Source organism: Psittacicella melopsittaci (assembly GCF_003585925.1).
Lineage (GTDB): Bacteria > Pseudomonadota > Gammaproteobacteria > Enterobacterales > Psittacicellaceae > Psittacicella > Psittacicella melopsittaci.
The window spans coordinates 1-13,157 of the sequence record NZ_NRJH01000031.1 but is presented as its reverse complement, the minus strand read 5'-3'; the positions used below and the strand labels follow the sequence as shown (position 1 = coordinate 13,157).

At 35.5% G+C, this 13,157-nt stretch carries 12 protein-coding genes; 5 read left to right on the top strand and 7 right to left on the bottom strand.

Annotated elements, in window-relative coordinates:
• Positions 1–56: 56 nt before the first annotated feature.
• On the bottom strand, positions 57–635 hold the full coding sequence (locus tag CJP74_RS03915; RefSeq protein WP_119496959.1) for a flavin reductase family protein: 579 nt from the start codon (positions 633–635) through the stop codon (positions 57–59).
• 436 nt (positions 636–1,071) lie between these two features.
• Here CJP74_RS03915 and CJP74_RS03910 point away from each other — a divergent pair, with 436 nt between their 5' ends.
• The gene (locus tag CJP74_RS03910; RefSeq protein ID WP_119496958.1) at positions 1,072–1,569 is read left to right on the top strand and encodes a hypothetical protein; all 498 of its coding nucleotides are present in this window, start codon (positions 1,072–1,074) and stop codon (positions 1,567–1,569) included.
• Positions 1,570–2,126: 557 nt separating this feature from the next.
• Here the strand turns inward: CJP74_RS03910 and dksA are convergent.
• A complete protein-coding gene (gene dksA / locus CJP74_RS08315) occupies positions 2,127–3,095 on the bottom strand; it encodes an RNA polymerase-binding protein DksA (RefSeq protein WP_345788751.1) in 969 nt (322 codons plus the stop codon).
• 731 nt (positions 3,096–3,826) lie between these two features.
• Here dksA and CJP74_RS03900 point away from each other — a divergent pair.
• Together CJP74_RS03900 and CJP74_RS03895 are read left to right on the top strand one after the other, a co-directional pair.
• Positions 3,827–4,795 (top strand): TIGR03571 family LLM class oxidoreductase, encoded by a 969-nt coding sequence (locus CJP74_RS03900; protein ID WP_119496957.1) that lies wholly within the window; start codon positions 3,827–3,829, stop codon positions 4,793–4,795.
• A gap of 320 nt (positions 4,796–5,115) precedes the next feature.
• Entirely contained in the window at positions 5,116–6,084 is a 969-nt protein-coding gene (locus tag CJP74_RS03895) for a TIGR03571 family LLM class oxidoreductase (protein ID WP_119496956.1), read from the top strand.
• A 65-nt stretch (positions 6,085–6,149) separates the two neighbouring features.
• Here CJP74_RS03895 and CJP74_RS03890 read toward each other — a convergent pair whose 3' ends face one another.
• The 5 genes from CJP74_RS03890 to CJP74_RS03870 all read right to left on the bottom strand — a co-directional run bounded on the left by CJP74_RS03890 (position 6,150) and on the right by CJP74_RS03870 (position 10,280).
• Entirely contained in the window at positions 6,150–7,112 is a 963-nt protein-coding gene (locus CJP74_RS03890; RefSeq protein WP_119496955.1) for a LysR family transcriptional regulator, read from the bottom strand.
• Positions 7,102–8,010, bottom strand: a complete 909-nt coding sequence (tsaA, locus tag CJP74_RS03885; protein WP_119496954.1) for a tRNA (N6-threonylcarbamoyladenosine(37)-N6)-methyltransferase TrmO — start codon at positions 8,008–8,010, stop codon at positions 7,102–7,104. The genes CJP74_RS03890 and tsaA overlap by 11 nt, the downstream gene beginning before the upstream one ends.
• Positions 8,011–8,075: 65 nt before the next feature.
• The gene (locus CJP74_RS03880; protein ID WP_222986901.1) at positions 8,076–8,783 is read right to left on the bottom strand and encodes a tetratricopeptide repeat protein; all 708 of its coding nucleotides are present in this window, start codon (positions 8,781–8,783) and stop codon (positions 8,076–8,078) included.
• Between the two features lie 623 nt (positions 8,784–9,406).
• The gene (locus tag CJP74_RS03875; protein ID WP_119496952.1) at positions 9,407–9,841 is read right to left on the bottom strand and encodes a tetratricopeptide repeat protein; all 435 of its coding nucleotides are present in this window, start codon (positions 9,839–9,841) and stop codon (positions 9,407–9,409) included.
• A gap of 13 nt (positions 9,842–9,854) precedes the next feature.
• Positions 9,855–10,280, bottom strand: coding sequence for a tetratricopeptide repeat protein (locus CJP74_RS03870; protein WP_119496951.1), 426 nt, complete (start codon positions 10,278–10,280; stop codon positions 9,855–9,857).
• A 192-nt stretch (positions 10,281–10,472) separates the two neighbouring features.
• Here CJP74_RS03870 and CJP74_RS03865 point away from each other — a divergent pair, with 192 nt between their 5' ends.
• Together CJP74_RS03865 and CJP74_RS03860 are read left to right on the top strand one after the other, a co-directional pair.
• Complete coding sequence (locus CJP74_RS03865; protein ID WP_119496950.1) at positions 10,473–11,384, top strand: ABC transporter substrate-binding protein; 912 nt, start codon at positions 10,473–10,475, stop codon at positions 11,382–11,384.
• A gap of 72 nt (positions 11,385–11,456) precedes the next feature.
• Positions 11,457–12,401, top strand: a complete 945-nt coding sequence (locus tag CJP74_RS03860; protein ID WP_119496949.1) for an ABC transporter substrate-binding protein — start codon at positions 11,457–11,459, stop codon at positions 12,399–12,401.
• The last annotated feature ends 756 nt before the right edge of the window (positions 12,402–13,157 follow it).

Here is a 13,157-nt window from a genome sequence, read left to right as displayed (position 1 = left end):
AAACAACAAAAAAACCACTACCTTGTAATAGTATTACAAAGTAATGGCTTTTTGTATTATTCATCAATATCAGCTTGGATTAGTTTACCTGTAGTGTAGAATTGTCCACCTGCCACATAGTGCAGCGGTTGTTTATCCGTAGCACAATTTTCTAAATTCCAGTAGCCATTATCAAACACATCTTCATCAATCCACGCATCTTCAACACGTGCAATTAGCATGTTAGAGTGTTCTTCTAAATACTGATCTGGAATTAGGCGACAAAGTAGCCAGGCTACACAGCCGTGAAGCATAGGCATGCCCTGTGCTCCTTCTACAGTAAATAATTCTACGCCTGATTCAGCAAGTTTATTTGGGTTGTCTGCCAAAGATTGAGTACCTAAGCTCATCACCATATTAATTTGTGAAGCTACAGGTACTTGCACCATAAATAACCCACTTTTTTCAACTAGGACACGTGTATAAGCTCCACGGTTCATTACTAGTGAAATAGTTGCTGGATTGTACCCCATGGGACAAATCCAAGCTAATGGCATAGCATTAGTAATACCTTGATAGGTCGTAGAGACAATTACTAACGGGCCAATGTTAAGTAAACGGGCAGCACGATCAGAGTCAATAGAGAGAATTGCCATAATTATTCCTAATGGATTTGAGCTTTACCTTGCTCAACACTCAAACGATAATCAAAACATTTGCAAAATAAAAGTTTTCTGAATGCACTGAGTAAAACTTTTACTATTTCTTATATTTTACTCTTAATTGGCAAAAAATACCAATTGACAAAGAGTTTTATTAATCCTATTTTAAACAACAAACTAAGAATATTATACTATTTTTACCGAAAAATTAGTACTTTAGTTTAAATAAATAAAACTTTAGCTCCTAGCTTCTTGTCTAAATAACCGAGTATGATACTGGGCTATTAAACTATACTTAAGTTATTCTTTATACATTTATATAATATCCAAAATTTATCGGAGCGATTGACTTTTCTCATCTGAGTCCAGATTAGCACTTTAATTAATGATAATCGCTCTTACTTGATTTTTCGTTAAACTTTTACTCGCTATGAAATTAAAATACTTAACTCTATTTGCTCTTCCTCTTTTACTTGCAAGTTGTACTCCAAGCCAAGAACAAAACTACACCCAAACTACTGTTCCTCGCTATATTAACGGAACTTGGGTATATGCTGATGATCTAAGCTATCACCCTCGTGCCCGTATTGTTGCTGTTTCAGGGGTAAATACTCCAGAAAATCCTTGGTTAGGTAAAGTAATTAACAACCAACAAGTAGTTGGTCAAGTACATGGCAACCTAGTTGACTACTATTACCTTGACGTTAAACAAGGACAAGGCTTAGTTCTTGAAAGCAATAACCCAGAACTAGTTTTTGTGGTAGAAGGTAAAGAAAAGGATCCAACCCTTTATCCGCTTCTTTTAGCAAATCAAGTTAACCCTGTACAGGTTACCGAGCGCATTCGTATTGCGGTAATGGTACAAGACCTTAAGAAAACAACTGGTAAAGTGAACTATACTTTTACAATTAAAGTACAAGAGCAATAATTTACTTAAGTCCTCAAGGCAAAGCTTGGGGACTTTTAGTTTATTTAAAGGGCAAGTAAACTAACTAACAAAGCACATCTAGTAAACTAACTAACAGGCTAAAATAAATTTAGGCAAGCAACAAACTAAATCCTATCTCGTAACTGCCAACAAACTAAAACAACCAAAATAATTACAAAACCTAGAGAAAATATAAGAATAAAGGATATTCTCAATTAGCCTTACCATTTAAATTCTCTTACTTTTTCCCGAAAAACTCTATACTTTTGCCCTTTTCTCCCCTAATTTAGGCAAAAAATTTAAATTTTTTTGCTTGAAGGTATTCACTTTTAGGAGTTTGTGCGGTAAAATATAAACGTTTTTATTCATTCTGTTATCCAAGTCCAAGGTCAATTATTTATTCTTTGGGCTTTTTTTATGGCTAAAATTTGCTTTAGGTATCCCCTAGAGCCTTTTTTTATGCAAAAAAAAGAGTGAAACTTGCGTTTCACTCCTAAGTTGATTGACAAAAACCTTAAAATACAAATCCTGGCGGTTATCTCTTGAGAGAAAAAGACTTAACCTTTTTGTTGTCTTTCGTGGATTTCTGATTTAGATTTACAGTTAATGCATAATTCAGCTGTTGGTCTTGCTTCTAAACGACGCATACCAATTTCATCACCACATTTATCACAGTAACCAAAATCAGGATCGTTTTCAATACGAGTTAAAGTTTTATCTAATTTTAAAATTAGACGACGTTCACGGTCACGGTTACGTAAAGTAATCGCAAAATCTGACTCGTGATCAGCTTGGTCTACTTCATCAGCATAGTTGCCTTTTTCTTCACGCCATGCTTCTTTAGTTTCGTCTAATTGTTTTAATAAGTTTTCTTTAGTCGCAATAATAATATCTTTAATGTGTTGAAGTTGGCGTTTGTTCATATACTCTTCACCTTCTTCAAATACATAAGGTTTAATATTTAAAGCTTCTAAAGATTTAGCTGTTGACGCATATGATTTTTGGTCAATGTTTGATTCAACACGCACAATCTCACGTTCTGTATAAGGAACAATTTCCTTTTCTACTACCACGTCAACTAGATTGTCATTACGGTTGTCGCCGTATAAATCAAAGTTATCGTCAAAGCTTACATCATCATCTTCATCAAAGCTAGATGCTTTGCCTTCTGCCTCAGTATCATCAGAGAAGTCATCAAATTCTTCATCTGCCTCAAAATCAGCAAAGTTATCAAAGTTTTCTTCTGGATCAGCAACAACTTTTTCTTTTGGAGCTTCTTCACGACGTGGACGACCACGACCGCGTTTTTTCTCTGGTTCTTCAGTTGTTACTACTGCAGCTTCTACAACTGCCGCTGTTTCAGCTTTAGGTTTACGACCACGTTTTTTAGGTGCTGGTGTAGCATCTACTAATTCTACTTCCTCAGTTTTGCGAGATAGTTTCGTTGGTTTTGTTTCTGGAGCAGTGGCAGCTTGGTCTTTTCTTGGGCGACCACGTCCTCTTTTAGGTTGTTGTTCTAGTGTCATTTTTTATATCAACTTATAGGTCTTAGCCTGAACTAAGATAGTTTGTAAATAAGTAAAGGAATTAAAGGAAAATTTTGCCTTGTTATCACAAGTAAAAAATAATCCTTCTTTTTATTTCGTGCTAATTATACAAGCTTTGCCGCATAAAAGCTTAATTTATTTCTTTTTTTAGGAACTAATTTAGTTTTTTCCCTAAAAATCACTTCGCTTTTTCTTTATAAAACCCACCCCTTAATTAGGTTTTGCAGAATAAAAAACTTATCTAGCCCAAGGCTAAGATTTATTGTTTTTACTTACTTTAGCAAAGAAATATAGTCTATTAAAACTTGCTAATCTTCCTTTAAGGCTCAAGAAATAATAAAGCTGTTAAATAGCTAGTGCTAATTTTTATTATACAAATAACTTTAGCAAAATAGAAGGATAAATCACAAATATTTACCATATTTATGCATATTAACTTAATTATGCGCTTAAAGTTAATCTTTTCTCTTAGCTGTCCCTAAGAGGACTTTTTATTATACTCCACTTGTCAAGAGGGAAGAAAAATAATTATTTATCTTTCCTTTAGTGCAAACAAGGCTAGCTATTGTTATCTACTAAAAGCTTATATCACCCTACCTAAGTCACTGTTGCCCTTTAGGCTCCATATTGGCAAATTTCACTCGACAATATATCCGCTATAATAGAACTGTAATAAAAAATTAATCAATTTACACGCTAGGGAGCAAAACATGACAACGCAAAATCTACCTCAAACTTTAGCAACTAATCCTGCTTTTACGCGAGTTTTTCAAGCTAATAAACTAACTCTAGGCGTAATAGCTCCATTTAATGGTTATGCTACTCCTTTTCCTGATCTTTCCCAGCAAGAAAAACTTTTACAAATATTAGATCAATCTCCAGTAGCAGCTATATGGGTGCGTGATGTACCTTTTTATGATCCAAACTTTGGAGATGTTGGACAAGGAACTGATCCTTATGTAACTCTAGGCTGGTATAGTGCCTTAACCAAAAACCTCACGCTCGGCAGTGCAGGAATTATCACTACCTTAAGAAATCCGATTCACACTGCTAAATCTACGGCATCTCTTGATCTTCTTTCTCATGGTCGTTTTGTGCTGGGGATGGCTTCGGGAGATCGTCCAAAAGAATACGCTGCTTTTGGTAATAAATTTACCAATCGAGGACAAAGATATCGCGAAAGCTGGAATATAATCCGTCGTCTTTTTAGTGAGGAGTTTCCTCAATTTACGAGTGAAAACTATGGTAAATTCTCTGGAGATCTCGACTTTTATCCTAAACCAAAACATCACATTCCTATGCTTACCATTGGCCAGTCACGTCAAGATGTAGCTTGGATTGCCCAAAATGCCGATGCTTGGATTACCCATGGAATTATCAATGATCCAGCTAAAATTCAGGAAAATATTTCTACTCTAGCCGCTAGTGCACCTGATAAATGGACACCATTTGGTGTAGCTGCGTTCTTAGATCTCGATCAAGACGATGATGCTCCTCTGCTTATGGAACGTGTTTTTATGAAAGGGGGAAGTAAAGCTATAGTTAAAGCCTTAAAACAACTTGAAGCCTTAGGCGTTAACCATGTTACTTTTAACTTAAAATCAAGTCTAAGCATGGATCAAGAACAAACTTTACAACTCTTTCTTGAAAAAATAGCAGTGCATTTTCCCCACCATTAATTTAACTTATTTCCTTAAAAACAAGGTATTAACCTTTATTTCTCCAATAAAACTTTAATAAATTTTTTATCTTACTCGTAAATTTGCTTTCTCAAGCCAAGTCCCCTGCACTCAATCAAGTGCAGGGGACTTTTTAGCTTAAGGTTTATTTCTCAAAAAAGCAATTTTGATAAAGCATTTTTCTATTAGCTCTAGTTTATCGGACAAAGTTTTCTAATTAAGATGATTGTCGCCTAGAATTCACCATACTGCAGAAACCTATTCACCAGCAAAACCCTTATAATATACTTGCAAAACAACATCTAGTTAAGGAACAACTTATGACAAGAGCAAAACTACAACATAATTTAGAAAATAATCGTGCCTTTACTCGAGTTTTTCAACCTAATAAACTAACTGTAGGGATTATGGCTCCTTTTAGTGGCTATCTAACGCCATTTCCAGATCTTTCCCAACAAGAAAAACTCCTAAAAATGATCGATAATTCACCAATAGCGGCTATTTGGGCAAGAGATGTGCCTTTTTATGATCCAACCTTTGGTGATGTAGGGCAAGGTACTGATCCACTAGTTACTTTAGGTTGGTATACTGCCCTCACTAAAAATGTAACCCTCGGTAGTGCAGGTATAGTTACTACCCTACGTAATCCAATTCACACTGCTAAGGCAGCAGCTTCGTTAGATCTTCTTTCTTCAGGAAGATTTATACTCGGCTTAGCAACAGGAGATCGTCCTGCCGAATATGCTGCCTTTGGAGAAAAATTTGTTGATCGTTCCCAAAGATATCGTGAAACTTGGAATATTATCCAACGTATTCAACAAGAAAAATACCCGCAGTTTACTACTGAAAGTTACGGTAAATTCTCGGGTGATCTAGATTTTTACCCTAAACCAGAGCATCATATTCCGATGATAACCATTGGGCAAGCACGTCAAGATGTCGCTTGGATCGGACAAAACGCTGATGCTTGGTTAACCTACGGTTTATTTAATGAACCTGAAAGAATGCGTCAAACAATTAGATCCTTAGCTCAAGCAGCTCCACACAAATGGACACCATTTGGTACGGGTACTTTTCTTGAGCTCGAAGCTGATGATGACGCTCCTCTGCTTATGGGACCTGTTTATATAAAAACAGGGAGTAAAGCTTTAGTAAAAGTTTTACAAGATCTCGAAGAACTTGGCGTTAACCACATAGTGTTTAACTTAAAACCAACGCGCGATCTAAGCCAAGAACAAGCTCTAGAAAAAATTATTAATCTGGTTTCCGTGCATTTTCCCCATCATTAATTTAAATTAGTTTACTCCTTTAAATTTTAAGAGGCAGGATTTTTACCTGCCTCTTTTTTTATGGGTTAATTTTTTTGCTCGTATTTTTGCTTAAATTTTGCCCCACAAAGTAAAATATCACGCAAAGCCTTAAAGTCAGGATCTTCAAGAAGTAAATCTATTAAAGCCCTTACTTTTGGAGAAAGGTTATTGCGACTTGGATAAACTATGCGCATAGGAGAAGAAATAGGTTGGTATTGTGGTAAAACATTTACCAGTTGTCCACTTTGCAGATACTGGGCAACAAAGAATAACGGCATATAAAGAATTCCTTTATGTGCTAAACATAAATCCAGTAAAAAACTGGCATTGTCAGCATAATGCACTTTTTTTCCTTGTTGCGGAGAAAAGACTACTTCTTTTTCTTGCTTGTTTAAAAAACGCCAAGGAAGCACCCCACCATTGAACGAATTATAAGCTAGTAAGCTATGCTCTTTTAAGTCTTCGAGCTCATTAATCTTTTTCCCATGAGCAAGATATTGCGGAGTAGCTACAGCTATTTGATGATACTCGCCAAGGTAACGTGCAGATAATTGGTCACTGGCTGGAGTATTACCTATGCGAATTGCTACATCAAAACCTTCGGCAACTAAATCCACAAATCTATCCGAGTAAGAAAGTTCGATTTCTACTTGCGGATATAAATCAAGGTATTTGTTAATTAAACTATTGAGCAAGGGTTTACCTAAAAGCACAGGAGCGCTAATTCGCAAGCGTCCTGTTGGCGTAGATACGCGTTGTTGTAACGCCTCTTGGGCAAGTTGTAATTGCTCGAGAATTTGTTCACTATGGGAAAGAAATACCTTACCTTCGTCAGTTAAAGTTAAACTGCGAGTAGTTCTTTGCATTAATCGTACTTTAAGACTTTCTTCTAAGCGGGCAATACGTTTTCCCACTGCCGAACGCGTCAAGCCTAATTTTTGGGCAGTTTGACTAAAAGAACCCGTTTGGGCAGCATAAATAAAAGCTACTACATCATCAAGATTCATCTTTTTTCTCCACGCTTAAAAGTTTAATGTATCTTACTCCCTGGTCTTGGGCAAATAATCCTTGTTTGTGCTCTGCAGGTTCGTTTTGTGTGCGTTCGTGCCAACGTACTTCAAAGTTGGCAAAACTCATGCCAAACTCAAGTTCACACGCTTGTTTATAGGCAGGCTTAGGATTTAGCGCTATGAGCTTAAGAAGAATTTGGCTTAAATAAAAGACTTTAGCCAGTTGCTCGACCGATAACTTAAACTGCGAGGCAAACTCTTGTTCTAAAGCCTCCAGTTGCTCAGGGCTAAAGTAATCAAGACAAGCTAAAGAACTTTGCCCTAGAGGTAAAAGTAACTCGGGAGCAAATTCCCACACCACGCCAGGCACTTGTGGGAATAAACCTTGTCGTTCTAAAGGAGCTAAAAAAGTTTCTGGAGCTTGGACATAACCACTTTTTACCTCTTGTCCAGGTAAAGGACTATCGGCAAAGGGAATATAAGGTTTTATATCCACTATTGGCGTTTGATCTATTAGATCACAACCTTGAATAATTAGTTTAACCTTGCCCGAAGCTTCAATTTTTACTTGACGCAGTTGCACTAAAGACAAGCTCAGGTTATTTGGACGAAAAGAACTGCGACTTGCAAAAACGCCTACGCGTTGGTTCCCGCCCAGCCGAGGCGGACGTACCATTAAACGTTGGGCATTATTTGATTGCACATTAGCAGAAAAGATACCAATTAGCCATAAATGACTAAAGCCTGCTATTTGTTCAAGAGCTTGCGGATTATTATAAGGGGGAAGTAACTCTAACTCGCAAATTAAATCGGCAATGAGATTGCCTTGACGTGGAACGCTAAATTTGTCAGTTAGTAACGAATTAATCTTTCCTACAGGGGTGAGATGATACATAAAAGTTTTTATTTTATTATAGCAAAAATGCCTAGTCGGCAAGACTAGGCATTTTTGTTATTATATTATTCATCATCTGAGTCGTCTATTAAAAAGCGACTTACATCGGGTTGAGCAACAATTTGTGCTCGAGCATTTAAATTATTTAGAGCTTGTTGGGCTGGTAAATAACCATCATTGGCTGCTTTAAGGTAATACTCACGAGCTTTGTCCAAGTCTTTTGTGGTATTGCCTAGACCATACTCGTAAACACGCCCTAAAGCGGTTAAAGCAGGAGCTGCTAAAATATCTCCTTTGCGAGCTGAGATATTATACCAACGTAGGGCTTGACGCATGTCTTGGTTAACTCCTGTACCTGTTTCGTACATATAGCCTAACCAATATTGACCGATAACATCACCTCTTTGGGCAGCAAGGACAAAATAGCCAAAAGCTATGTCTGGGTTTTCTTTTACCCCTTGCCCTTTAAGGTACATTAAACCTATATAAGAGGCTGCTTTAGGATGACCACTTTGGTTGGCTTTGAAAAAGAGATTAAAAGCTTGGGCGTAGTCTCCTTGACGGTAGTAGATTAAGCCCTGCTCAAAGTTAGCGTCCTTAGCTTTACGGTTGGTTTGATTATTACTATCTCTCTCGGCATTAAGGATACGATTTAACTTAGTAATATCTTCATTAGTTACGCTTTGCTTTGCGACTTCGACACCCTCAGCGTAACTATAATTAATTACGCCCCAGCAAAATAATGCTGTAAGCATAATTAAATTTCTCAACATTATCATTTTTATCCTTAGATTACATTAAATATAACTAACTTTTTTAGATGCTAACTTTAGTAAAGTAACACCAATATGCAAATAAATATAATTATCTAATTGCCTAATTTATACGCCTACACAAGAGAAAAATCAAGCCTGAGCTTTATCAGAAAAGGCTCTTGCATTCTGATACTTTTATTTTAGCATAAAAAACAAAAACTTAGGTGAAAGCGAAATTAAGAAATAAATACTTTTTTTAAGGTTTTTCTCTTTTAATTTGCCTTTGTAGAGAAGCTAATTAAGCTCGATTTTTTCCTTTCTTAGCTAGGAAAGATATGAAAGTTCTTTGCTTGTTTTAGGTATTGGTTGGGTAATTTGTTTTATTAGTTCATTTTCTCTCGTTGAGGTGTTGGCTAGACAATTTGTTTTATTAGTTCTTTTTCTCTCGTTGAGGTGTTGATTAAGCAATTTGTTTTATTAGTTTTCTCGCTATTTTAGGGATTGGCTAGACAATTTGTTTTATGAGTTTTTTCTCTATTTTAAGTATCTATTAGACAATTTCTTTTGTTAAATTTACACTTTTTAAGCTACTTATTTTTTGCTCCCCAAAATAAAAAAGATGCTGCTTAAAGCAACATCTTTTAGTTTTTAGGTGCAAGCTCTTGCACACTTTTTTCTTTATCACAAATGTATTGATATAAGGCATCTGAGCCTGGATATTCACGGGCAGCTGCTTGGGTAGCATATTTGCGAGCTAGAGCATAATCTACTTCTACCCCACCTTTACCATGAGCATAGATATCAGCCAAACGATACATGGCTGCAGGATACTCTTTTTGGGCAGCTAAAGTATAAAACTCGATTGCCTTGTCCATAGATTTTAAGCCATTATAGCCAGTTTCATAATTGTAAGCTCGGTTATAAAGATCAATTACATCCGGAGGAAAAGGAAAAGGTTCTTGATCTTCTTTAAGAGCTTTTTGCGCTTTTTCTTCTTGCATTTGGCGTAGTTTTTTGTAAGAGTTGTAAAAAATCCCTACAATTAGTAAAACTACTAAAATATGTATCCAGCTCATTGCCTATATATCCTTATTTGAAACTTAACTTAACTTCAAGATCTTTTTTCAGATCAAGAATCGCTAAAGCAAACTTAGCTTTTTGGTGTCCTTGTTTTAAAGCTTTTTGATACCAAAAAGTAGCTTTTTCGCGGTTAATTCCATCGCGACGATGAGGATTAGCATAGTATTTGCCTAAGCGGTATTGGGCTTGGATATGTCCAAGGTTAGCCGCTTTTTGGTAATAATAACCTGCACGTTCTAAATCTAAATCCTCTTCAGGAGCATTAAACTCATAATAAAATGCGTAGTCAAAAATGGCTTGCGCATCCTTGTTGTCTGGAAGTTCTTCAGGAGCTTCAACCGCGCGTTGTAAACTTTTTAAACCTGCAAGAGTTGTAGGTTTTTTTTGACCATCGGCATTATCATTGGTGAGAAAACTTTTTATCTTATTTAACATATCTCTCCTTGATAAATCACTTGTCTGTGCAAGTTTTATTATACCAGTAACGGCAATTTTCCTAAAAATTATCTGCAAAAAAGAAAAAAAAGTGCTGAAATTTTATTGCGTATGCATATAATAAGAATAATTTTTATTTAGTATTAAACTAGATTTTTGCAAAAATAAACTATAATCACTCAAATTCATATTATGAAACTAACTAAAATTTTCGGTGCATGTGCATTAATTGCAACTCTAGGTATTAATGCAGCATTTGCCCAAGTAACAGTAAAAGATGCCAAAGGCAATAACTTTGTTTATGATGGCCAAGGTAAACGTGTAGTAGTACTAGAGTTTTCTTTTGCTGACGCCTTATCTAATGTAGACGTTAAAGCAATTGGGATTGCAGACGACGGCAATAGCAAACGTTTAATTCCGATTGTGGCAGAAAAACAAGCAGGTTATACTTCAGTTGGTATGCGTGCTCAACCTTCATTAGAAGCTATTGCAGCTTTAAAACCTGATCTAATTATTGCTGATGTAAACCGTCATAGCACTATCTATGATCAATTAAATCAAATAGCTCCGACAATTTTACTGAATTCTCTCTATGAAACCTATGAAGAGGACATAGAGAATGCGCAAAAAATTGCCGCTCTAGTTTATAAAGCACCTGAGTTTGATGCTCGTTTAAGTCAATATCGCCAGCAAATGGCAGAATATGCTAAACAAGCAAATTCTCAAGGTCTCCTAGCTACTTTTAATGCTAGCCGTGATAAACGTTTTGAAGTGTATACTGGTCAAACTTATCAAGGTGGAGTATTAAAAGCTCTTGGCTATAAAGTATTAAATAACGACCTAAACTCACCTACAGGACGTTATGATACTTCTTTAGAACAAGTAGTTAGCTTACAACCTCAAGTAATGTTTATTGCTAACTATGTGCCTGATTCAATTTCTAATGCCGTTTGGAAAAATAATCCTCTCTGGCAAGCTATTCCTGCAGTAAAAAATAACTATGTTTATGACGTAGATACTAATCTGTGGGCACGTGCTCGTGGCTTATATGCTTCTGAACTTATGGCACAAGAAGTTGTAAAAGTTACTTCAGGCAATAAATAATCCTTTTAGCCCTGCATAACTAGTTTAGTTATGCAGGTTTATCCACTCTAATAACTTTTTTCTCAAAAAGCTATGCGTAACTTTGTTTTAAAATTTATAACTTTAATTTTTGTAAGTTTTTCATTTGTATTCAGTAGTGCACAAGCAGTAACCGTTAAAGATGCTCGTGGTGAGTTCACTTATAACGGTAAAGCAGAGCGTATTGTGGTGCTAGAACTATCTTTTGCTGATATCTTAGCTCGTCTTGGTTTAAAACCAGTAGGTTTAGCTGACGATGGCATGCCAGAAAGATTTTTCCCTCATGTTTTAGAGCAATTAGGACCTTATACTAGTGTAGGAAAACGCTTACAACCTTCACTAGAAAAAATTGCCGAATTAAAACCAGATCTAATTATTGCTGATTTAGGACGTCACACTACTATTTACGAGCAATTAAATAAAATTGCTCCAACTCTAGTGTTAAACACAAGTGACAATACTTATAGTGAAGAATTAGAAAATGCGCAAATTATTGCTCAAGTAACTAATACTGCGGCAGTATGGGATAAAGAACTTGCGAAACACCAAGAGTTAATGAACAAATATAAAACGGAAATTAATGCTGACGGTCGTTTTGCGGTATTAATCTCTTCAAAACCTACCGCAATTGGTGTATCTAGTGCAACTTCTTTCCCTGGTTCAGTAATTGACTATTTAGGCTTCAAAACTGCAACTCGTGAAATGGCTGGTATTTCGCAAAACCGTTTTGATGTAGGTATCGAAACTTTAAATGTGTGGCAACCAGACATTATCTTTGTTGGTTTATATGCTCCAAATACTATTGTTGATAAATGGCGTGCAGATAAAAACCCACTTTGGTTAAACTTAAAAGCAGTACAAAACAACCTTGCTTGTAATGTAAATAACAATGACTGGGTAAGATCTCGTGGTCTTACAGCTGCCGAGCACATAGCTCAACAAATTGACAACTGTTTACATGGCATAGCTAATGAGCTTCCATTTAAAGAATCTAACTAAAATAAATAAGACTCAAGGTATGACCTTGAGTCTTAATTTTTGTCCATAAAAAAAGCCCCTGTCAAAAGAGGCAAAAAATAAAAATATCCTATATCTTTATCAAAAATTTGCTCAAGTCGTTACTCTCGGCAAATTAAAGATTACGATACAATTACTTGTATCACCTAAAGCTTTTTTGTGAGGAACAAAAAAACTTTGTCTCTATATTATACGACAATTTTATCCTTTTGCTATCTTAGGCAAATAATTTTCATAAGCTTCTCCGATAGGGAAAAGCTATTAATAAATATTTAAATTTTACCGCCTCACTAAAAATTAAGATTAAAAATCAATACACTTATCTATAGACTACTTTTATTTTAGCTCTTTATGAATAAGGAGAAATTACTTTATAATTTAGAAACATACCCATACATAATGTGTAAGAATTAAGCTTTTTTAAAAGCTTAATTTGGAGGAATTATTAAATATTTACTCAGTTATTTGTTTAGGGTAATTATCTGTTATGTTAAGTGTTTAGGGTAATTATCTGTTACGTTAAGTGTTTAGGGTAATTATCTGTTACGTTAAGTGTTTGGGGTAATTATCTGTTATGTTAAGTGCTTAGGGTAACTATCTGTTAAGTATTTAGGTTAAGTATTTAGGTTAAGTATTTAGGTTAAGTATTTAGGTTAAGTATTTAGGTTAAGTATTTAGGTTAAGTATTTAGGTTAAGTATTCAGGTTAAGTATTTAGGTTAAGTATTTAGGTTAAGTA

Bases quoted from the DNA above. Each gene is read 5' to 3' on its own strand.
- CJP74_RS03915 (WP_119496959.1), bottom strand. From the start codon at position 635: ATGGCAATTCTCTCTATTGACTCTGATCGTGCTGCCCGTTTACTTAAC.
- CJP74_RS03910 (WP_119496958.1), top strand. From the start codon at position 1,072: ATGAAATTAAAATACTTAACTCTATTTGCTCTTCCTCTTTTACTTGCA.
- dksA (WP_345788751.1), bottom strand. From the start codon at position 3,095: ATGACACTAGAACAACAACCTAAAAGAGGACGTGGTCGCCCAAGAAAA.
- CJP74_RS03900 (WP_119496957.1), top strand. From the start codon at position 3,827: ATGACAACGCAAAATCTACCTCAAACTTTAGCAACTAATCCTGCTTTT.
- CJP74_RS03895 (WP_119496956.1), top strand. From the start codon at position 5,116: ATGACAAGAGCAAAACTACAACATAATTTAGAAAATAATCGTGCCTTT.
- CJP74_RS03890 (WP_119496955.1), bottom strand. From the start codon at position 7,112: ATGAATCTTGATGATGTAGTAGCTTTTATTTATGCTGCCCAAACGGGT.
- tsaA (WP_119496954.1), bottom strand. From the start codon at position 8,010: ATGTATCATCTCACCCCTGTAGGAAAGATTAATTCGTTACTAACTGAC.
- CJP74_RS03880 (WP_222986901.1), bottom strand. From the start codon at position 8,783: ATGTTGAGAAATTTAATTATGCTTACAGCATTATTTTGCTGGGGCGTA.
- CJP74_RS03875 (WP_119496952.1), bottom strand. From the start codon at position 9,841: ATGAGCTGGATACATATTTTAGTAGTTTTACTAATTGTAGGGATTTTT.
- CJP74_RS03870 (WP_119496951.1), bottom strand. From the start codon at position 10,280: ATGTTAAATAAGATAAAAAGTTTTCTCACCAATGATAATGCCGATGGT.
- CJP74_RS03865 (WP_119496950.1), top strand. From the start codon at position 10,473: ATGAAACTAACTAAAATTTTCGGTGCATGTGCATTAATTGCAACTCTA.
- CJP74_RS03860 (WP_119496949.1), top strand. From the start codon at position 11,457: ATGCGTAACTTTGTTTTAAAATTTATAACTTTAATTTTTGTAAGTTTT.